The organism is Vibrio sp. D420a, from assembly GCF_030248625.1.
Lineage (GTDB): Bacteria > Pseudomonadota > Gammaproteobacteria > Enterobacterales > Vibrionaceae > Vibrio > Vibrio fortis_A.
Genome location: NZ_JAHGAN010000003.1, coordinates 204,464 through 224,205 on the forward strand (window position 1 = coordinate 204,464; position 19,742 = coordinate 224,205).

A 19,742-nucleotide genomic window follows, 5' to 3' on the forward strand; every position below is an offset into this window, starting at 1 on the left:
CGCAACAACTTTGTAACAAGTTGTGATTTTTTCGTTGTCCATCGAAAACGGATTTATTTTCACTTATGAAATTAAAACTCTCTCGAATACTGAACTCGACGCCCCACCTTAGGGGCTGACATGAAGTAACGACCGATTTAACTGATCGCTGTGTACTTCAACCACATTCAAGGAGTGAGAAAAATATGATTCGTTTAAACACGTGTGCGACCGGTATAGCACTAGCGCTATCAGGCACCGCACTGGCCGCACCTACCGCACCAAACATTGATATGTATGGTTCTAATAACCTGCAGTTCTCTAAGATTGAACTTGCGATGGAGACAACCTCTGGCTACAACGACATGGTTAAATACCACGACAAAGCCAAGATCGCGGTTAAGTTTAACCAATGGAGTGGCACCTCTGGCGACACTTACAACATCTACTTTGATGGCGTAAAAGTGGCGACGGGCGCGATCACTGGCAGTCAAACCACCGCGTCATTTGAATACGGCCAAGGTGGCTTGTATCAGATGGAAATTGAGGCTTGTGATGCCACAGGATGTAGCAAAAGTGCACCAGCACAAATCACCATTGCCGATACCGATGGTTCTCACCTTGCTCCACTCGCTATGAACATCGACCCAAACAATAAGACTTACAACACTGATCCTAATACGGTAGTGGGTACTTACTTTGTTGAATGGGGTATCTATGGTCGAGACTATACTGTCGACAACATACCTGCTGATAATCTGACCCACATCCTTTACGGCTTTATCCCAATCTGTGGTCCGAACGAGTCAGTGAAATCTGTCGGCGGCAACAGCTTCAACGCGCTCATGACAGCGTGTAAAGGCGTCAATGATTATGAGGTTGTAATTCACGACCCTTGGGCCGCATTCCAAAAAAGCTTTAACCAAGCGGGTCATGAATACAGCACGCCGATCAAAGGCAACTACGCGATGATGATGGCTTTGAAACAGCGTAATCCAGACTTGAAAATCATCCCTTCCATTGGTGGCTGGACTCTGTCTGATCCTTTCTTTGATTTTACGACCAAAGCTAACCGAGACACCTTCGTCGCTTCCGTTAAAAAATTCTTAAACACCTGGAAGTTCTACGACGGTGTTGATATCGACTGGGAATTCCCAGGTGGTGGCGGTGCTGCCGCTGATTTGGGTGACCCAGTGAACGACGGTCCTGCTTACATTGCTTTAATGGCTGAGCTACGCGCAATGCTAGACGAGCTCGAAGCTGAAACAGGACGTACCTACGAGCTCACATCTGCGATTGGTGTTGGTTACGACAAGATTGAAGACGTGAACTACGGCGTAGCGATTCAGTACATGGATTACATCTTCGCAATGACCTATGACTTCTACGGCGGCTGGAACAACGTGCTAGGTCATCAAACAGCACTCAACTGTGGCAACTTCATGCGTCCTGGCCAATGTGATGGCAGTGGTATCGATGAAAATGGCGAACCGTACAAGGGGCCAGCTTACACCACAGACAATGGTATTCAGTTACTACTGGCTCAAGGCGTTCCTGCGAACAAATTGGTGGTTGGTACAGCGATGTATGGTCGAGGTTGGGAAGGTGTACTTCCATCGACTCTGAGCGATCCGACTGATCCAATGACAGGCGTGGGCAACGGTAAGCTTAAGGGCAGCACAGCACAAGGTGTTTGGGAAGATGGCGTCATCGACTACAAAGGCATTAAAGCCAATATGCTTGGGGCAAACAATCAAGGCATCAATGGCTTTGAGTACGGCTACGACGAACAAGCGGAAGCACCTTACGTCTGGAACCGCACCTCAGGTCAACTGATCACCTTTGATGACGACCGATCTGTGAAAGCGAAAGGTGCTTATGTACGTAGCCTTGGCCTAGCCGGTCTTTTCTCTTGGGAGATTGATGCAGACAATGGCGATATCTTAAATGCGATGCACGAAGGCTTAGCCGGTGGTACGACAGACCCAGTTAACCGCAAACCAACCGCATCGGCAGGTGCAGACCAATCAGTTGAAGGCCCAGCTTCTGTTTCTCTGGATGGCAGCGCTTCAAAAGATAGCGATGGCACCATTGCGAGTTACGCTTGGTCTCAAGTGAGCGGTACAGCAGTAACACTGACTAACGCTAATGCCGCTGTTGCAAGCTTCGATGTTGCTGAAGTGGCGCAACAAGAGACGCTCACCTTTAGCCTTACTGTAACGGACAACGAAGGCGCAACTTCGACAGACACTGTGATTGTGACGGTAACACCGAAGAACACTGGTCCAGTGAACACAGCTCCGGTCGCTGCTATCTCTGCACCGGCTGAGGTCAATGCTGGTGATGTTGTGGTAGTAGATGCTTCGGGATCAACCGATGCGGACAACGATACATTAAGCTTCACTTGGGATGTACCCGCAGAGCTTAACGCAACGGTTCAAGGTGCCTCTGTAAGTTTCGTTGCCGCTGAGTACACTCAAGACACACTAATGAACTTCTCTGTTACAGTCAGTGATGGGAGCGAAACCTCTGTGGCTTCAGCGTCGGTGAAGGTTCTTAAGAAAACAACGGGCGGCGGCACATGTAGCAATGCTTGGGATGCAAACACTATCTACAATGGTGGCGACCAAGTAACTCAAGGCAATACACTTTGGGAAGCGAAATGGTGGACGAAAGGAGACGATCCTTCACAATCTGGTCAATGGGGTGTTTGGAAAGAGATTGGCCCAGCAAGCTGTGCTAACTAAGATCATTTAAAACCCAAATTCAGCTAGAACCTAGGCTCAATTTAAACCCAAGCCTAATTAAAACCAAAGGCCAATCTCATCGCAGATTGGCCTTCTTTAGAGTCTAACATTTATCTAAAGCGACGTGATTAAATCAATGTGTCAAAGCTTTCAAAGACTTGTGGACACTTCATCACTCGACCATGCCCTTGACCTTGCGTGGTTACCAAAGTCACTCGCTCCATCTCGTTTGCAGCGCGTTCAGAGACCGAGTACTTGGTGAACTTATCTTTTTCATCATGCACGATAATCGTATTCGATTGGCGAAGCGCCAGTTTACCGTAAGGGTCAACCGATTGAATTGGGTAGTTAAACTGCTCTTCAACTTCACCCACCACCGCTTCAAACAGCTTCATCGAGTAGCCTGAACGAGCCACGCTGCCGAACAAGTTGTCTAAGTAATCCAGTACTGGTGCTATCAAAAGCAGTGGTTTGTTCTCAAGCTTCGCGTGTTTACACTCCAGAGCCGAAGCGGTACCCATACTGTGTCCAACCAAACCGGCAACGTCTTCGACAGTATCTAGAATCGCTTCCAAGCCGTTCACAAATGCAGGAATGTGACCATAAACACCATCACTACCACCGTGAGCGGGGTGATCGTAAGCAAGCGCGGTAAAACCTTTGGCCGCAATGTGTTCCATTAGAGGGTAGAACTGACTCGCAGTACCCGACCAACCATGCGTCAGTACCCAAACCGGACCACTACCAAGTGTATAGGTTTTCAGCACACCGTCGCGGGTTGCAACTTCACCTTTAATCAAACCTTGTGGCTCGCTATTTTTCGGCTCTGAACGCACAGGCGTTAGCAGCAGCTTACGCGCGGTTTTCTTGGCGTGGCTTGGCGCAAGAATGTAGTGCAAGTTAGTTGTCGCACCAATCAGGCTGCGTTTAATGCTGAATTTTGTTGAGGTATTGAAATAAATTTTGTCACTCATGACCGTTCCTTTTGTCCACTCTATAGTGAGTTGGCCTGTTAGCTCAGCCGAAAAAGAACGACCGTGCTTTTTGTTATTCTAAAAAATGGCACCCATACATTGGGAGCCAGTTTGTCTGTATTCTTTTTAACGACTTACCGTAACGATTTCGCGCTTCCAACTCGCGATTAAGCGCTCTACTCCACTCCAAAAGTGGCTATGGCTCGCCTGCTGACCATGCAGCGAGTAAAATAAATTTGCGCTTAAATACAAGCCATACAACTCAAAGATCGCCTGTTTCGGTTCTAAGTCAGCTCGAAATTGCTGGTTATCGATAGCTTTGGTTATCTGAATCGTCAGGTAGTCAATCCAGACTGCGATGGTTTTCTGCAACGCTTGTTGGATAACCGACTTGTCACTGCCTACATCTTTCCATGCATCGATAAACATACAACTGCCTTGAAAGGAGTGATTCCAGCCAAGCCAGTTGTCGAGTAATTGTTTAAGTTTGGCCTCAATATCGCCATCACCCAGCTCACGAGCGGGCATGATCACACGCTCTGTGAACACTTGGTTCGAGTATTCAAGTACCGCTAACTGCATGTTCTCTTTAGAATTGAAATGAGCAAAAAGACCACTTTTCGACATGCCGCATTGCTTCGCCAGCTCGCCAATGGTCAGGCTTTCCAAACCATTCTCGCTCGCTAGGGCAAATGCATGACTTAAAATATGCTCTTTAGTAATTTTTCCTTTGCTCATCATTCATCACATCAAATTGAGACCTGTTATTTTTAGCACGTTCGTTCTTTTTTGCAATTATTATTTGGTTCTACTCAAATTTGATTTCTGTGTCACTTCGACTTGTGGAAAAATGCAACAGTACTCAATGCGTTTAAATTCATCGTCGCTTAACGCTGCATTTGCTCTTTTTTCATCTCCTGCAAGGACTGCACATGACTTCTCTTTGGCAACAATTCGCGTTTTCCGCCTCGATCACTGGGCCTATCTGCCTGATGTTAGTACTCGGCGTCATGCTCAAGCGCATTGGATTGATCAATGAGAACTTTATCGACGTCGCATCAAAAGTGGTTTTTCAGGTCACCCTACCTGCAATGTTGTTCTTAAGTATCGTTCAGTCTGATCATGACTTCGCTGCCAGCGGCAAGTTGGTGGTATTCGGAGTCCTCGCTAATTTCCTATTCTTCCTATTTACTACGCTGTCGACTCGCTTAGCTTTTTCGGAGCCAAAAGATCAAGGTGTGATCGTTCAAGGAGGCTTTAGAGCAAACACCGCCATCATAGGTTTAGCCTATGTGGCAAATATCTATGGTAACGATGGCGTTGCACTGGCTGCGATTTATGTCGCCTCTTTAACTGTGCTCTACAACATTCAAGCTGTGGTTGCCCTAACGCCAAAAGGCCAAGAGTCCGGTCAACAAGCGGTACAAGTTATCGTGAAAACCCTGACCAAGAACCCTTTGATCATCGCCATCGCACTCGGAGTCGTGTTCTATGCTTTGTCGATTCCCGTCCCCCAAATGGTGTCTGATGCTGGTCAGTACTTTGCTAATATGACGCTGCCACTGGCACTTCTATGTACTGGTGGGTCGTTAGATATCGGCTCTCTAAAGAAAGACCAAGCCTCAACTTGGTTTGCCACCAGCTATAAATTGGTGCTGGCGCCACTCACCATTACCCTCGCGGCGCTATTTTTTGGCTTTAAAGAGCAAGACCTCGGGCTGATCTTCCTGATGAGCGCAGCCCCAACCGCCGCCGCTAGCTATGTGATGGCGCGAGCAATGGGAGGAAATTCAACCTTGGCTGCCAATATCATTGCACTGACAACAGTGATGTCACTAATCACTTGCACGCTGGGTATATTCACCTTGAAAGCAACTGGATTAATATAGCTGCGAGTCGCTTCAAATAAACAGGTTTTGACTGGGTAGAAACCACACTTTCTTTTGATTTAAAGCTAGAGCAAAACCCAAGAACACTGCTAACTTCTTGGAAAATTTTTCTAAGAGTCTTGTTATGTCTACCGCTAGTACACAACCGTCTACACATATCGCCAGCCTAGAGTTAGGCCGTGTCGTGGCTATTTTGGCGATCATCGGCTTACACTGCCAAATGGCCCTCTCTTATGCATTAATCGATGAGGTTCCATGGGTAGGTTATACCCTCAACCAAGCGGCTCGTTTTGCAGTTCCGCTGTTCTTCCTAATTTCTGGTTACCTCATTCAACCTAAGCTCATGCGCTCGCCATGGGAGACATTGACGAGTTATTCCAAGCCTCTTCTCAAGGTTTGGTTAGCTTGGAGCATCATTAGCTTACTGATGCCGTTCAATCTCGGTAAAGTGATGGAAGTTGGTTACCTAACTGAGCGAGAAGGCTACTGGGGCTTCCTGATGTCGACACCACTGAATAGCTTATTCGAAGGTGGTTTAGTGCATTTATGGTTCATCCCCGCCCTCATCTGCGCGGTTGCGATTCTCGCAATACTCATCGAAATGAAGCTAACCAAAGCTATTTTGCCTTTGGCGCTGGTGTTATACCTCTATGGCATCTTGGCGGGTAGCTACGCACCTTTGACTGAATTGGAAGCGCCGATTTTCACACGCAACGGTCCTTTCTTTAGCACACTGTTAGTCGCCCTTGGCTTTATGATTCGACAAAACAGTTGGCGACTCACTTCCAAGCAATCCATCGCGATGGCCGCATTAGGAATGACAATCCACTTTGGCGAAGCGGCTTGGTTGCTGGGATATGATGTCGCATTCAATATCAATGACTTCTTAGCGGGCACGGCACTGTGGGGCATCGGCGTGTTTATGTGGTTGCTTGCAAACCCAACCGCTGGTGACAAGCGTTGGGTTCGAGCTATTTCCAGCCGTATGCTTGGTATTTATGTGAGCCACCTACTACTGATCATCGTAATGTTTAATATCTGCGGAATGCTCGGTATTACAGGCTTGTCTAAAGATATTCTCACTTACAGCATGACGATAATTCTCAGCTTCGGCTTAGTCGTCGCCCTTGAAAAAAGCCCTTTGCGTCGTGTGCTGCTTCGCTGATTTATTGTCTGGTGTAACCTATTCAAAAACAAACCCGCTCATTACGATCAACGAGCGGGCTTCCCTTTTCAAATACACTTATCGTTAATCTAAACTCTCTTTCAGCCATTGCCGTGGTGATACACCTGCCACATGCTGGAAAGCGCGTGAGAACCCTGAATAGCTTGTGTATCCGACCTCATCGGCAACCCAATTGATGGGTTTATTTTGCAACAACAACGACTGAGCAACGGACACTCGCCATTTCTGAACATAATCCCCCGGAGTATCCCCGACTTCTCGTTTGAATGTTTCAATAAACTGAGTGCGAGACATAGCAGCAAGAGAGGCCATCTCCACCACAGAATAGTGACGAGCAGGAAGCTGATGTATAGCAGAAACCACGGAGGCTAGACGTGGGTGAGCAAGTGCCGAAAAGACCCCTTTGTTGATCTTCTGTTCCTCTATAAGGTGTCGAAAAATCAACGCCATTAAGGCATCACTCAGCCTATCCATCAAATATTGCTGACCCGAAGATTGCTGCGTCGACTCGCGAAACAGCGCATCGATTACATGGCTCAAATTCGGGGCACTTTTAAAGGGAATCACGATCACCTCAGGCAGAGCAGACAGCAGTGGGTTTGTCTGTCCGGAGCGATACTCGACGTTAGCACATACCAATTCTGCTCCCTCCCCAACGCCTTCTATTGCATGCGAGGTGTTGTTGGGTAGATACACAATACAGGGTTCAGAAAGCTGTTTAGGCTCACCACCGTTTCGGGCTAACACTAGCTCCCCGCGGGTCAAGACATGCAAGTGCCCCTGTGTGCCTTGCTCTCCATTAAAAGATGACACCCCGCAAAGGCGGCCGGAGTAAAACACACCAGTGCGTATCGAAAAATATTCCATCAGTTGTGACAACAGGTCCATAGCATCTCCGAACGATTCGCTTACTTTTTAGGTCTTTTGTCTCTCTATAGACCGGACAAGTCCGCTAATTTATTCATACAAGCTAACCAAACAGAGACAAGGAATACGCTATGTCACCTATCAAATCAGCAGGTAAAAAATTCACTCTTGCAGCAGCACTAATTGGCGCAAGTTTTTCAGTGATGGCAGCAGATATCGACATGAGCGTCGATAGCAATGATTTGGCGATTAAAGGTTATGATCCTGTAGCCTACTTTACGGATGCAGGCGCAGTACAAGGTTCACCTGAATATACGGCCACTTATAAAAATGCCATTTACCAGTTTGCAAGCAGCGACAACCGCGACCAATTCCGCGCAAATCCACAAGCGTATGCGCCACAATACGGCGGCTACTGTGCATTTGGTGTAGCAATGGGTAAGAAATTCGAAACAGACCCTAATGCATGGAAAATTGAGGACGGTAAGCTCTACTTGAACTTAGATAAATCCGTTCAAAAGCGTTGGTTGGAGGATACTCAAGTCTTTATTCAAGATGCCAACACCAACTGGACAACTATCAAGACCGTTGAGGCTAGCAAGCTCTAAAAGAAAACTGCCGTTTCCCTTCCCTGCCCTTAAATAAAAACGGAAGAGTATGATTCTTCCGTTTTTTGTTTCCATATCGATCAGCGTCTCTCTTTATCCACGCTTAAAGCGTCGCGTGAGATAAGGTGCACCAATCAAGATCCAGAGCATCCCAATCAAGATAGCCAGTGCGTTTACGGCTAAGAGCACGATACTGGTTGTTGCAGGCGAGACTAAAGACAGGCTCGATCCCACAATGACCGCAACACCGACTATCGAAGCAATAACCTGTTGCCAAGGGGTCAATTTCAAAGTTTCCGATCGGTCACTGCGCACCAACAATGCAATGAACAGCCCAAGTGCAGCAAACCATGAGAACACGTAAAGGGGTTGCAACAACTGCAAAGTACCAAAGAAATAGACCATCAATAACAACAGCCACAAACGCTTTGATTCCACTAACCGCTTCTGATTAGCGTATTTAAACTGGTAAACCTTCAGTGATATCAAAGCAATCAAGCCGCCTAAGCCGATTCCAACGACAATGTCTATCGGGTAATGAACACCCAACCAAACCCTAGCAGCGCCAGCAAGGAGCGACAGTGCAAACCAACTTACTATCGCTGTACTTAAACTGATATAGCCATGCAGCTCACCTCGCTTTGTTACCCAACCAAGTAACAGCCCAATAACTGCCGCCGCTTGGGTTGTGTGGCCGCTAGGAAAACTAAATCCGCTGGCTTGGGCCTGCTGCAAACTTGGAAGTAAATAGAAAGGACGTGGAATTGCGAAACCCATTTTTAGGAGATTGACCGAATAAGCCGTCGCCAACAAAGCAAAAGCAAACGTCAGACCATAGCGTAAAGGCAACAGCAGTAATAACAGTACCAACAATCCAACCGCAAATGCCCCTTCACCTAAACCATTACCAAAAGTGAGCAGGCTAGGAATGATAGGCATCGACTTAACCCAAGCTTGGAAAGAGCCCATAAGTGGCAGCTGCTTGGTATGAAGCTCACTTGCTTCATCGGTCAACTCATCAAGCACATGAAAAGCACTGATGTGGCTCGTCTCGATCCAAGATTTAAGAGCGTCGATATCAGTTGGATAACGGTACTTATCGACAACAACTGGCGTTAAAGGAGCAAGATAAACCTGACGAATTTCTTTGCCAAAATGCTTGGAGTTGAGAGCCGGGATGATTTCAGCACCAAAACGGTTCTCGATAGCGGGTTCTATATAACCAATGCTCTCTTTGGGCTGACAAGCAAAGACAACTCGATTGTCGTCTATATCAAGCTTCTCACCCACATCGACGTTTATCCCCGTCTCTTCGTACGTTTCTCGTTTCGCGGCAGCTCGAAAGGTCTCATCACTATCGATATACCCGCCTGGCAAAGAAAGAGTGCGCGTAAGGTAATCTTGAACCAGAACGACTTGCCCCTCTCCATTATGAATGACACAGATCGCGCCTTTGGGTTGATAAGGCTTAACCGGTTGCGAGTCTTGGTTTTGTTGAGCAAAGACCGACGAACTGAGCACGCTGATGAAGACTAAAAGTGGCAGTAACGCATGTTGCAAAATAAGGCGCCCATAATTGTAATAATATGACCGTCATTATGAATGTTGTTGCTTCAATATCCAGTTAAAATAAGAATCAGTTCTATTCTCTGGACCAAAACAACATTGGAACTTGTTCACCATTCCTATTGGTTAATTGCTTGCGCGCTTAAAACACTGTTTTCCTTACTTATAACCATCCCAACGTGATCGAACCAACGTTTTTTGCTGCAAAAATTGTTGATACTGAAGTGAATCGTGATTGTTATGTTATAACATTTCACAACTTCCGAAATATTTGCGGCTATCAGTGGTGCCTTTCGGAAGGGAACTAGAGTTAAAGGAAAACATAATGAAACTAAAACAACTCGCTGCTCTGTGTGCGCTCTCTATTGCTGGTAACGCTTATGCAGACGTTACTGTAAAAGAAACAGACAAATTCCAACATGTTGCAGAGAAAGTCAGCCAACTGACGGCGAAAGGTGAAAGCCCGCTGATCGTTATCGATATCGACAACACGCTTCTTACATCGACAAGCGATATCGGTGGTGACATTTGGTACCAATGGCAACGCGGAAAATTAGACGTAAAACCGTCAGCGGAAGACAAAGTAGGCTGTCTATTTGAAGACTCTATCGGTCTACTTTACGAACTAGTTCCAATGAAAATCATTGAAAACGACGTACCAGCAACCGTAAAAGGTTGGCAAGACAAAGGTCTGACTGTGATGGCACTGACATCACGCTCACCAAATTACCGCTATGCAACGGAACGTGAAATGGCTCGTGCTCAATACGACATGACACGTACTGCATTGAAAGAGAAAGGCTCTGACGAACTGCCTATCTATATCGATAATCCAAAACGTCCTCTGAGCTACATCAACGGCATCATGATGACGACAGGTATGAACAAAGGCACGATGCTGGAGTACATCCTAGACAAGACAGACCAAAGCTTTAGCAGTGTTGTCTTTATCGATGATAGCAAAAAGAACATCGTCAACATGGAAAAAGCCTATAAAGATGATGCTTCTGTCGACATGACAATCTTCCACTACACCAAAGTGGAACACGATCGTATGAAACAATATGGCTCTGTTCTGACTCAAGAACAGGCAGACAAAATGGCCAATGATTGGAAAGAATTAAATGTAGTTCTTGATAAAATTGCCCCAGCTCGACTTGGGGAAGCGTGTTTGGGGCAATAATCTAGACCGCTACATTTAGGGTCGTGGGGCGCGGAGCTTCACGACCTTTTTCTTTATCTGCTACCACCAAACCCTCGCGATTCCAGCCAAGTTTATCCTATACTCTTCCTTAATAAGTCTCTGTTTTTCAGGAAGAAGAATGACACTACTTCGGATCATTGCCGTTGGCCTTTTCACCTATTCAACGCTAGCTTTTGCTACACCTTGGACTTTTGTCAAAAGTGAAGATGGTATAACAATCCATAAACGCGACCACGGCAATGGCTTAGTAGAAGTCCGAGCTCAAATGCAAGTCGAAACGAGCTACTCCGGATTTTTGTTATTACTTGAAGACAGCGACAATGTACCCAACTGGATCGATAATGTATCGCACAGTGAAGTGCTGATGCAGATCTCTTCTAACGAAAACATTGTCTATACGCAATTCAAAGCCCCTTGGCCAGCCCGTGACAGAGACATGGTTACCTACTCCAAATACGAAGTGGAAGAGGGTCAATTTACCCTGACTATCAAAGACGCGTCGAACTACCTTGCAAACGAATCTGGGTATATTCGTATTCGCGATGTGGATGCTATCTGGACTCTGCAGCCACTCACTAACGGTTTCACACACATCAACTACACCGCCTATGCAAACGCAGGTGGGATACTGCCTGATTGGTTAATGAATCGCTTGTCGGCGAACAACGCCTTTAGCACCTTTCAAAAACTCAAAAATCAGTTACCAAAGTACCAAGGGAAACAGCACCCCAATTTGAGCCAATAGAGTGTTGTTTTTCATTCGTCAGAGAATTTACCAGCCACTGCTTTAATTACGCCTCGCCAAGTCGCGAGCAAGAATCAAAGCCAAGCCAAAGATCTGCAGAAAAAGGGCGATGTTTTTATATAACGTCATTTGCTCTTCAAGGGCCTGAAGAAGCTCAGATAGGGTTAGATTATCAAGATAGAAATCGTCAATGCGCGTTCGTTGAGATTGCTGAGCTTGATTAATCATCATCATGATCTCAGAAAGGTTTTCGACGGTGATCTCGGGAACATCCCCACTGACCCACACACCTAGCTGACCTCGCATCGCTTCCTCCAACTCAGGTGTGACCGCAGAGTTGGATGAGGTGCTGATGTCCATGTGTAACAGCATGGATTCGCGCTTACGTTCTAAGGTCTCTATGGTGTTCCACGCCAGCTGAATAGAGTAGATGTTACCCTGCTGACGCTCACGATATTGGGCCTGCTCAACCACCATTTTGTCGAGTACTAGACTCGACACCACAATGGCCAGAATATTGAGCACCAAGCCAGTTAAAACAATCATCCATGGTGGAGGTAGGCGTAACGCCATGGCAATCCTTACATGAGTTTATCAAATGGAAGATAAATCAAGTTTAGGACAACCAGAGACACCATGCTGCCAAAGGTTAAATACATGCCTCGCTTTCTACCTTTTAGACTACGCGCCAGAATACTTTTACCGTGAATAATACGACCAGCGATGAAAGAGATACCGATAATATGAATCAACCAGATATTGGCACCATTGAACTCTAACAATGCCATTAGAATCACAGTTATCGGGATATAGTCCATCGCATTACTCTGCGCAGAGCGAGCGATTTGCAGCGATTCAACACCACCATCTGCATGGGCGACCTGATTCTTCCTTCTCTGCTTGATCACTTCAATGGCTAACCAAAGCATAATAAGGGCGAGTAAAGAGGCGTATAACGCTGTAACCATGGTGTTTCCTTTTTCTAAGCGATAACAATAGATAATGAGCAACTTAGAGAGGTACCAAGCTTGCTCGTCAGTTTGTAAGAGATCTCTTACAACCGCTGTGAGAGATCTCAAATAAGCTTCGCAGAATATACTCAAAAAACAAACTCAACTTATTGTTTTCTAACGATCAGCGCACAATTCTTTCTATTTATTGAGCTGAATTATAAATTTCCTCCATTGCGAGTGAAGTCACTAGGGTGTTTAATTAAGTTGTCGACAGGGAGTTGGCAGGAACAGGAAAAAGCCTAACGGATTAGGTATCTTCAGGAAGAAGATTTGATAACACAGGATGGGTTATCAGCAAGGAAGTTGTACTCTAGGAAGAGTTGCTTATCAGGATGATAAGGTCAAGGACACCGCTAGGAAGGCGATGAATTGGATAGGTTAATGGAGTTAACCAAGTCAAGGAACGATGCAGGGAGCATACGTTACCTTATTTAAATATAAATAAGAAACAACGTTGGTAGCAGGACGGCTACGAAAAAGAACAGACCCCGTTTGGTGAAAGCCAAGCGGGGTTTATCTTTTTAGAGACCAGAGCAATGTCTTAGAAACCAGGATCTTAGAAACCAAAGCAAAATCGCCAATGTCGCATTTGGTCTTTTACCAAGTCCAATCTTCGATGGTCCCTTTCAACATATAAAAATGAACTGGCTACAAAAGCACATTCATCACTAACATCGCACCAAACGCATTCAGCACCGAGATAGCAATCATCACTGGAATGTAACGCCCTTCAGTACCGATAGGACCCATGATACGTCCCATGTACTGCACCTGAGAGCCCATTAGGTAGATCGCAGGGGCTAAGATCGCGATATGGGTACCATTTAAGATGCCTTGGTCAAATAGGGTAATCACAACGCCTACAGCGCCACCCATCGACATCCAAGCTCCGATGAGTACTGTAGCGGCTTCACCCGGCAGGCCGAACACAGCCATGATAGGGGCGAACACACTGCCCATCAGATCGAGTGCACCAGTGATTTGCAACGCTTTGATAATCACAAACGCCATTAACACGTTTGGTAACGTCGAAGTGGTCGCGATCACCCAGCCTTTTTTAGCGCCTTCAACGAAAACATCCGTCACCATAGGTTTCTTTGCTTTTACTTCGCTCATTACGCTGCCTCCTCAGTCATATTCTGTTTTTTACTTGAGTCCGATTTGTCTTCTTTACCTTCTGTGATGTTCAGATAAATACGGAATAGGTTGGCACCGACAAACTTAAAGACAAACATCACCGCAACGGCAAGGCCGATAGAAGATGAGACCGCAAGTGAGCCATCGATAGTGGTTAGGGTAAAGAGCACGGCGCCAGAGGAGAAGAAGTTCACAATGGCAGCACCCGCAGTAAATTGAAACATGGTAAAGACGTCAGTTTCACGCTTGGTCAGGTGCCCTTCATCTTTGAGCTGCCTTGTCATAGCCGCCCCAGCATCGGTACTTTGCAAAGACGCGATTAGCGCCAAGCCTGAGTTACCCGGAATGCCCATCAGTGGACGCAGCAGAGGCGTTAAGAGTTTACGTGCAGCATCTAACGCGCCGTAATGTTCCAGAACATTGATCATCCCTAGCGCGAACATCACGGTAGGAATCAAAGTTAACGCAAAAATGAAGCCATCACGCGCGCCGCTACCGCCTTTACCTCGCAAGGAAGTTGTCGCGGCTTGAACGCCATCAGCCGTCTCGGTAACATCATAAGCGACCTTGCCGAATGAACCGTTTAGAGTCGTAAAATCAAAAACACCATACCACTCGTTAGATTTGAGCAGCCCGGAAAAGAACACTATCGCGAATGCGAGAGCTATGTAACAACCAATCGTCACTTTGCGATCGGTTTGAACAGGATTAGTCATAATCGCCTCTATACATCTTGTTTTATGTGGAACAGAACACGTATAGATAGTGCAAACTTATGCAGTAGAGATTAATGACCAAAATCAATTAGTCGATAATATTACCAATCACAAACCAAGCAACATTTAGAACTGTGATTAAGCTTTAAATATAGACATTAGAACCATTAATAATTTAATATTTAGAGCACAAAACCAATCCTTGTAAAAACGCAAAAACTCAACATTCACCCACTAAAAATATCAATCCCTCAAAATATATAACATCCCATTCTAATTATCTCTGAAAGTGATGTGAGAGATCTCTTACGCTTATTTTCACCCTATTTATCTTTGTTATTAAATACAGTCACTTAGTTAGTGATATTAGTTCAAAAATCAACAGTATTTCATACTAATAGTTAGGTAAATCAGGCACAGCAAAACCTGAGCTTTAATAGAAAAGATCTGAGCTGAATGCGAAATTTCGGCCTTGATAGCTGCTATAGACTGCGATCAGCCAATCGGAAGGAAAGAGAGCAGTGGTTGTTATGGAAATGAGAACATTAAAGTACCAAGTAATGGGCAAAGGCATGTGGATCAGTGCGACCGTTTCACGCGTTGTTGCTGACAAACTTGCACTAGAATACCAGTCTTACGGCTGGCCAGTAGAAGTGTGTGCCGTCGACCAAGCCGTTATCTTTGAATGTAGCGCAGCATAGGGCGTGTTGATCTTTCGAGCTGATTTTTGCAGCGAGTTGCTGGGTATTTCTACAAGGCAGAGGTTTTGATGTGTAGCTGGCCTACATGAAAAGCCGATAACGCAGTAGAAATGACCAGCAAACGCTGCCCGAAGGGTTCGAGCTGGGCGCCCCCGCAAAAAGCGTTTTACTCTTTGTTGAGGGTGATTTGCTTAGAATGACTAGGCTACTTCCCCCTCGCCGCGACTAAAACGCTTTTGACTAGGCGTCCCCATCCGAACAAAACTTAACCACGAAAGGTCAACACGCCCTAGTAGTGGCGATTAAGATCAAGCTCTATCAACCATCGTTGATAGAGCTTTTTCTTTTTATGACTTCAAACATTAACCAATTGAATTATTAAGAGTTCTATCACACTACGCTCGAATAATTGGGTCTACGCTTTTACGCGTACTGATTCAGCTAATTGCATGGAGCGTAAATTATGGCAGGCACAAAGATTTTCGCCTTTTTCTTGGCGATTCTTCCCTCTTTATCTTTTGCCAGTGAGGTAGGCGCAGCTCATTCGCTCAACCTCACGCAATCTTCCATCGGCTATCTGTGTCTTGCCATTTTCGTCATCGCTTATGTATTTGTAATGATGGAAGAATACCTTCAATTGAGAAAGTCCAAACCGGTCCTGCTCGCGGCTGGTCTTATCTGGATTGCGATTGGCTTAACCTATCAAAATTACCAGCAAATCGAAGTAGCTCAACAAGCACTAGAGCACAACCTGTTGGAATATGCCGAATTACTACTGTTCTTATTGGTGGCCATGACTTATATCAGCGCCATGGAAGAGCGTCGCCTGTTTGATGCTCTGCAGGCTTGGATGGTGGGTAAAGGGTTCAACTATCGTTCACTGTTTTGGCTTACGGGCATTCTATCGTTCTTCATCTCTCCCATTGCCGACAACCTGACCACGGCGTTGCTGATGTGCGCCGTGGTGCTCAAAGTCGCAGGTTCGAATCCGAAGTTTGTAAACCTCGCCTGTGTTAACATTGTCATTGCTGCCAATGCTGGCGGCGCATTTAGCCCATTTGGTGACATTACGACACTCATGGTTTGGCAAGCGGGCTACGTGAGCTTCTCCGAGTTTATGCCGCTGTTTATTCCGTCGGCGGTCAACTATCTCGCGCCAGCGTTGATCATGTCTTACTTTGTTCCGACCACACAGCCAGACACCGTTCACCAGCACGTGGAGCTTAAACGCGGTGCCAAACGAATTGTATTCCTATTCATCATGACCATTGCAACCGCTGTGGCTTTCCACGCTGTGATTCACTTCCCACCAGTGATCGGCATGATGATGGGATTAGCATACCTGCAGTTCTTTGGCTTTTTCCTACGCAAAACCCTACCTAAATCGTTAGCCAAGAAGAAAGCAATTGCGATTGCTAACCACGACGAAGCGGCACTCAAGCGTTTAGGTTCAGTGGTCCCCTTTGATGTATTCCGACGTGTTTCACACGCCGAGTGGGACACCCTGCTATTCTTCTATGGCGTTGTAATGTGTGTTGGCGGCCTGAGCCTACTCGGATACTTAGAATTAGCGTCTGGCGTCATGTACAGCCAATGGAACCCAATTTGGGCCAATATTATGGTGGGAGTACTGTCTGCGATTGTCGATAACATTCCGGTGATGTTTGCGGTGCTCTCTATGGAGCCGGCCATGTCGATCGGTAACTGGCTTCTCATTACATTAACCGCAGGAGTTGGGGGGAGCTTACTCTCAATTGGTAGCGCCGCAGGTGTCGCGTTGATGGGCGCAGCACACGGCAAGTACACCTTCTTTGGTCACCTAAAATGGATGCCTGTTATCGCAATTGGTTATGCGCTGAGTATTGCCGTACATCTCGCGATGAATTCAAGCCTATTTTGACACTCAAGGTAACCTGCTTTTGGCTGGGCCAAAATGGAGTGAAGCGCTCGAAAGAGAAATGGCCGTCGAGTGAGGTGAATGGCTGCTCGGCGGATTATTGTTTTGATTCAGGCACGCGTGTCCAAACGTTACTCAGCTGCATGCCTGGACAGCCGTTACAAGTCAGTTTTTTGCCATCATTATGAATACGCATCACCAAACCAGGTCCTCTTTTGCTGCTCGCTGAGTTCAGTTCGATGCTTATCAAGTCGTCATCTACGCTGTAGTCGCGTGTAACGCTGGTATCCATGGTTTGGTAGCGCACTTTACCCGATTCAAAGATCAAATAACTCTCGTTCTCCGGGTTTTCGTACATACCGCTGAAAAGGACCAATTGAGGGACCTCAAATGGTTTCGTTGTTTCGCTCAAACACCCAGTCAATAAAACGCTGCTACACCCAATCGCCGTAATCATTTGTCGGTTCATAGAGGTTTTCTGCTTTTATATTTCTTCCGTAATTTGTAAATGATAAGCACGGAATTATAGAAACACCAGAAAACAATAAGAGCATTTATTCAACTTATTGATAGACTTCCTTCTAATTTCAGCAGCGCTGACTTTCTCTCAACACCACCAGCATAGCCTGTTAGTTTGCCATTTTTACCGATCACACGATGACACGGTACTATGATGGAAACTGGATTTTTTCCGTTAGCCAAACCCACTGCTCTAACCGCTTTAGGATTACCAATCTCATTAGCAAGCTGCTGGTAACTCCATGTTTCACCGAAAGGAATACGCATTAATGCTTGCCAAACCGACTGCTGAAATGGCGTCCCCTCCGCCGCGACAGGTACGGAAAAATAGTTCAGTTTTCCAGAAAAATAGTCATCGAGTTGGCGTTTAGTTTCTGTAAACAGCTGGAACGCATCATCTTGTAAGCCAAGCTCTTCTGGCTTAGTTGTATGAGTTTCAAACCAAACACCCAATAACCCATCATCGCAGCCTTGAATCGTCACAATACCCAGCGGGCTATTGTAGTAAGTAAATCGTTTAATCATTGTCATTTATCCTCGTCTCAATACTAAACCGCGTAGTTTAGAAATGGCTCCAGCAATGGAATGTCGCATAGCTACCCCATGGTGAGACTTTGTTCGCTGTGATATTGGCGTGTTGGTCGATGAATTTCTTCACGATCAAATCGCCAATGAGCAGGTGATCCGGTTCGCTCAAACCTCTCAACAATGCATATTGCACTGTCCACGGTCCAATCCCTTTCAGATCAAGCCATTTGCTCGGGTGTTGATGCTGGTTTTCAACCATGTAAGCCGCAAATCGGTGCAAAGTGTCTTTGCGACTCTGAGGCATTCTTAGAAAACTGATGTCTGCCTGCGACACTTGTTCAGGGGTTGGAAAGTAGAGAACTCCTTCTTTCGGTGACAGCTGTTTAGCCAATAAATTCAACTGACCGATAGCGGCTTTAACCGATACTTGCTGACCTAAAATCGCACGCACACCCGCTTCCCAAGGCGACCATACTCCTGGAATACGAATGCCGGTTTCTTTAATCAGAGTAGAATCTACATTATCTAGGTGCGCTTCAACGCGATTAATGTCGACATCGAGATCAAACATGCGACGAATCTGGCGGATCAGATTGCGCAGCTGATTCATCTGGCTAAGCTCAAACTCCACTTCCAAAGCACTGCCTGCTTGTTTACTATTTTTATCACAGCGAATACGAAACCAGCCAGTGGCTCCATTGATGGTCACTGTACGTTGGTAATAATCTTCACCAACCTCTTCAACACCCTCAATCATACGTTTGCGATAAAAGTTCAGCATATGAGACCAATTAATCGAACCCTTAATCGGTAAGCGCACAGTGTTGGTCGTCGCATTGTCAGATCCAGACTTTCGGATCTGCGATGGCGACAACTTCATAACCTTAACAAAGGCATCATTGAAACGGCGCGTGCTATTAAACCCGCAAGCAAACCCGATATCAGTAATGCTCATTTGACTGTTGTGAAGTAGCTGCTTCGCGAACATAAGCTGGTTATAGATCGCATACTGCTTAGGCGACACGCCCATGTACTTACTAAACAAGCTACGTAGATAGCGATCGGATATGCCCAAGCGAGCACACAGCGCCACGCTGTTCCCCTCAGCTAAACCGCCCTCTTCAATCAGCTTTTGCGCTCGCAGAAAAGTGGTCTCAACGCCCTTCCATGCTGGTGAAAAAGGGGCGCTATCTGGGCGACAGCGCAGACAAGGGCGATAACCCGCTTGCAACGCCTGTGCTTGGTTCGAGAAATACTCAACGTTTTGCTCTTTCGGTGGTGACGCTGGGCAGATAGGACGACAGAATATACCCGTTGTTTTCACCGCAATAAAAAACAGGCCATCAAAACGAGCGTCTCTAGCAAGGCGCGCTTGTTGACACTGAGCACTACTGAGATCGCTGTATTGATGAATCTTGCCTTCCATATACCTACCTTCAAACCTATAACGTCAAGTGATGAATTAA

Annotated in this window: 19 protein-coding genes; 8 read left to right on the plus strand and 11 right to left on the minus strand. The window is 46.1% G+C overall.

All coding sequences use genetic code 11. The features are described 5' to 3' along the window. Window positions 1-185 precede the first annotated feature (185 nt). Window positions 186-2,726 carry a glycosyl hydrolase family 18 protein gene (locus KI743_RS04680; protein ID WP_285465354.1) on the plus strand — a complete coding sequence of 847 codons (2,541 nt, stop codon included), beginning with the start codon at window positions 186-188 and terminating at the stop codon, window positions 2,724-2,726. 128 nt (window positions 2,727-2,854) lie between these two features. Here the strand turns inward: KI743_RS04680 and KI743_RS04685 are convergent, their stop codons facing one another. Both KI743_RS04685 and KI743_RS04690 read right to left on the minus strand, forming a co-directional pair. Then, window positions 2,855-3,700 carry an alpha/beta hydrolase gene (locus tag KI743_RS04685; RefSeq protein ID WP_285465356.1) on the minus strand — a complete coding sequence of 282 codons (846 nt, stop codon included), beginning with the start codon at window positions 3,698-3,700 and terminating at the stop codon, window positions 2,855-2,857. A gap of 126 nt (window positions 3,701-3,826) precedes the next feature. After that, window positions 3,827-4,438: a TetR/AcrR family transcriptional regulator gene (locus KI743_RS04690; protein WP_285465358.1), complete on the minus strand. Its 612-nt coding sequence runs from the start codon at window positions 4,436-4,438 to the stop codon at window positions 3,827-3,829. 194 nt (window positions 4,439-4,632) lie between these two features. Here KI743_RS04690 and KI743_RS04695 point away from each other — a divergent pair, with 194 nt between their 5' ends. Both KI743_RS04695 and KI743_RS04700 read left to right on the plus strand, forming a co-directional pair. Then, on the plus strand, window positions 4,633-5,589 hold the full coding sequence (locus tag KI743_RS04695) for an AEC family transporter (RefSeq protein ID WP_032553590.1): 957 nt from the start codon (window positions 4,633-4,635) through the stop codon (window positions 5,587-5,589). A gap of 124 nt (window positions 5,590-5,713) precedes the next feature. Continuing rightward, window positions 5,714-6,754 carry an acyltransferase gene (locus KI743_RS04700; RefSeq protein WP_285465360.1) on the plus strand — a complete coding sequence of 347 codons (1,041 nt, stop codon included), beginning with the start codon at window positions 5,714-5,716 and terminating at the stop codon, window positions 6,752-6,754. Window positions 6,755-6,838: 84 nt separating this feature from the next. On the opposite strand, the gene KI743_RS04705 is transcribed toward KI743_RS04700, so the two are convergent. After that, window positions 6,839-7,663 carry an AraC family transcriptional regulator gene (locus KI743_RS04705; RefSeq protein ID WP_285465361.1) on the minus strand — a complete coding sequence of 275 codons (825 nt, stop codon included), beginning with the start codon at window positions 7,661-7,663 and terminating at the stop codon, window positions 6,839-6,841. A 110-nt stretch (window positions 7,664-7,773) separates the two neighbouring features. Here KI743_RS04705 and KI743_RS04710 point away from each other — a divergent pair, with 110 nt between their 5' ends. Continuing rightward, a complete protein-coding gene (locus KI743_RS04710; RefSeq protein ID WP_032553596.1) occupies window positions 7,774-8,250 on the plus strand; it encodes a YHS domain-containing (seleno)protein in 477 nt (158 codons plus the stop codon). 93 nt (window positions 8,251-8,343) lie between these two features. Here KI743_RS04710 and KI743_RS04715 read toward each other — a convergent pair whose 3' ends face one another. Beyond that, on the minus strand, window positions 8,344-9,810 hold the full coding sequence (locus KI743_RS04715; RefSeq protein WP_285465364.1) for a bifunctional NUDIX hydrolase/phosphatase PAP2 family protein: 1,467 nt from the start codon (window positions 9,808-9,810) through the stop codon (window positions 8,344-8,346). Between the two features lie 331 nt (window positions 9,811-10,141). Between KI743_RS04715 and KI743_RS04720 the strand changes: the two genes are divergently transcribed. Together KI743_RS04720 and KI743_RS04725 are read left to right on the plus strand one after the other, a co-directional pair. Further along, entirely contained in the window at window positions 10,142-10,999 is an 858-nt protein-coding gene (locus KI743_RS04720; protein ID WP_285465366.1) for a DUF2608 domain-containing protein, read from the plus strand. Window positions 11,000-11,138: 139 nt separating this feature from the next. Continuing rightward, a complete protein-coding gene (locus KI743_RS04725; protein WP_032553600.1) occupies window positions 11,139-11,765 on the plus strand; it encodes an START domain-containing protein in 627 nt (208 codons plus the stop codon). A gap of 42 nt (window positions 11,766-11,807) precedes the next feature. Here the strand turns inward: KI743_RS04725 and KI743_RS04730 are convergent, their stop codons facing one another. The 4 genes from KI743_RS04730 to KI743_RS04745 form a co-directional block, all read right to left on the minus strand. Further along, window positions 11,808-12,338 (minus strand): DNA mismatch repair protein, encoded by a 531-nt coding sequence (locus tag KI743_RS04730; RefSeq protein WP_150868349.1) that lies wholly within the window; start codon window positions 12,336-12,338, stop codon window positions 11,808-11,810. An 8-nt stretch (window positions 12,339-12,346) separates the two neighbouring features. Next, a complete protein-coding gene (locus tag KI743_RS04735; RefSeq protein WP_285465368.1) occupies window positions 12,347-12,733 on the minus strand; it encodes an MAPEG family protein in 387 nt (128 codons plus the stop codon). Between the two features lie 693 nt (window positions 12,734-13,426). Next, window positions 13,427-13,894, minus strand: a complete 468-nt coding sequence (locus KI743_RS04740; RefSeq protein WP_285465371.1) for a YjiG family protein — start codon at window positions 13,892-13,894, stop codon at window positions 13,427-13,429. Beyond that, complete coding sequence (locus KI743_RS04745; protein WP_285465373.1) at window positions 13,894-14,631, minus strand: nucleoside recognition domain-containing protein; 738 nt, start codon at window positions 14,629-14,631, stop codon at window positions 13,894-13,896. The genes KI743_RS04740 and KI743_RS04745 overlap by 1 nt, the downstream gene beginning before the upstream one ends. 530 nt (window positions 14,632-15,161) lie before the next feature. Here KI743_RS04745 and KI743_RS04750 point away from each other — a divergent pair. Both KI743_RS04750 and nhaD read left to right on the plus strand, forming a co-directional pair. Next, window positions 15,162-15,332 (plus strand): hypothetical protein, encoded by a 171-nt coding sequence (locus KI743_RS04750; RefSeq protein WP_285465375.1) that lies wholly within the window; start codon window positions 15,162-15,164, stop codon window positions 15,330-15,332. A 463-nt stretch (window positions 15,333-15,795) separates the two neighbouring features. Then, a complete protein-coding gene (gene nhaD / locus KI743_RS04755) occupies window positions 15,796-17,232 on the plus strand; it encodes a sodium:proton antiporter NhaD (RefSeq protein ID WP_285465377.1) in 1,437 nt (478 codons plus the stop codon). A gap of 94 nt (window positions 17,233-17,326) precedes the next feature. Here nhaD and KI743_RS04760 read toward each other — a convergent pair whose 3' ends face one another. The 3 genes from KI743_RS04760 to KI743_RS04770 all read right to left on the minus strand — a co-directional run bounded on the left by KI743_RS04760 (window position 17,327) and on the right by KI743_RS04770 (window position 19,702). Then, the gene (locus KI743_RS04760) at window positions 17,327-17,698 is read right to left on the minus strand and encodes a hypothetical protein (protein WP_032553610.1); all 372 of its coding nucleotides are present in this window, start codon (window positions 17,696-17,698) and stop codon (window positions 17,327-17,329) included. Window positions 17,699-17,787: 89 nt separating this feature from the next. Then, complete coding sequence (locus KI743_RS04765) at window positions 17,788-18,273, minus strand: methylated-DNA--[protein]-cysteine S-methyltransferase (RefSeq protein ID WP_285465379.1); 486 nt, start codon at window positions 18,271-18,273, stop codon at window positions 17,788-17,790. A gap of 37 nt (window positions 18,274-18,310) precedes the next feature. Next, window positions 18,311-19,702 carry a DNA-3-methyladenine glycosylase 2 family protein gene (locus tag KI743_RS04770; RefSeq protein ID WP_285465380.1) on the minus strand — a complete coding sequence of 464 codons (1,392 nt, stop codon included), beginning with the start codon at window positions 19,700-19,702 and terminating at the stop codon, window positions 18,311-18,313. Window positions 19,703-19,742 lie beyond the last annotated feature (40 nt).

Excerpts from the sequence above, each read along its gene's own strand:
- KI743_RS04700 (WP_285465360.1), top strand. The coding sequence starts at position 5,714 with ATGTCTACCGCTAGTACACAACCGTCTACACATATCGCCAGCCTAGAG.
- KI743_RS04740 (WP_285465371.1), bottom strand. The coding sequence starts at position 13,894 with ATGAGCGAAGTAAAAGCAAAGAAACCTATGGTGACGGATGTTTTCGTT.
- KI743_RS04730 (WP_150868349.1), bottom strand. The coding sequence starts at position 12,338 with ATGGCGTTACGCCTACCTCCACCATGGATGATTGTTTTAACTGGCTTG.
- KI743_RS04760 (WP_032553610.1), bottom strand. The coding sequence starts at position 17,698 with ATGAACCGACAAATGATTACGGCGATTGGGTGTAGCAGCGTTTTATTG.
- KI743_RS04725 (WP_032553600.1), top strand. The coding sequence starts at position 11,139 with ATGACACTACTTCGGATCATTGCCGTTGGCCTTTTCACCTATTCAACG.
- KI743_RS04735 (WP_285465368.1), bottom strand. The coding sequence starts at position 12,733 with ATGGTTACAGCGTTATACGCCTCTTTACTCGCCCTTATTATGCTTTGG.
- KI743_RS04680 (WP_285465354.1), top strand. The coding sequence starts at position 186 with ATGATTCGTTTAAACACGTGTGCGACCGGTATAGCACTAGCGCTATCA.
- KI743_RS04765 (WP_285465379.1), bottom strand. The coding sequence starts at position 18,273 with ATGATTAAACGATTTACTTACTACAATAGCCCGCTGGGTATTGTGACG.
- KI743_RS04745 (WP_285465373.1), bottom strand. The coding sequence starts at position 14,631 with ATGACTAATCCTGTTCAAACCGATCGCAAAGTGACGATTGGTTGTTAC.
- KI743_RS04685 (WP_285465356.1), bottom strand. The coding sequence starts at position 3,700 with ATGAGTGACAAAATTTATTTCAATACCTCAACAAAATTCAGCATTAAA.
- KI743_RS04770 (WP_285465380.1), bottom strand. The coding sequence starts at position 19,702 with ATGGAAGGCAAGATTCATCAATACAGCGATCTCAGTAGTGCTCAGTGT.
- KI743_RS04720 (WP_285465366.1), top strand. The coding sequence starts at position 10,142 with ATGAAACTAAAACAACTCGCTGCTCTGTGTGCGCTCTCTATTGCTGGT.
- KI743_RS04705 (WP_285465361.1), bottom strand. The coding sequence starts at position 7,663 with ATGGACCTGTTGTCACAACTGATGGAATATTTTTCGATACGCACTGGT.
- KI743_RS04690 (WP_285465358.1), bottom strand. The coding sequence starts at position 4,438 with ATGAGCAAAGGAAAAATTACTAAAGAGCATATTTTAAGTCATGCATTT.
- KI743_RS04710 (WP_032553596.1), top strand. The coding sequence starts at position 7,774 with ATGTCACCTATCAAATCAGCAGGTAAAAAATTCACTCTTGCAGCAGCA.
- nhaD (WP_285465377.1), top strand. The coding sequence starts at position 15,796 with ATGGCAGGCACAAAGATTTTCGCCTTTTTCTTGGCGATTCTTCCCTCT.
- KI743_RS04695 (WP_032553590.1), top strand. The coding sequence starts at position 4,633 with ATGACTTCTCTTTGGCAACAATTCGCGTTTTCCGCCTCGATCACTGGG.
- KI743_RS04750 (WP_285465375.1), top strand. The coding sequence starts at position 15,162 with ATGGAAATGAGAACATTAAAGTACCAAGTAATGGGCAAAGGCATGTGG.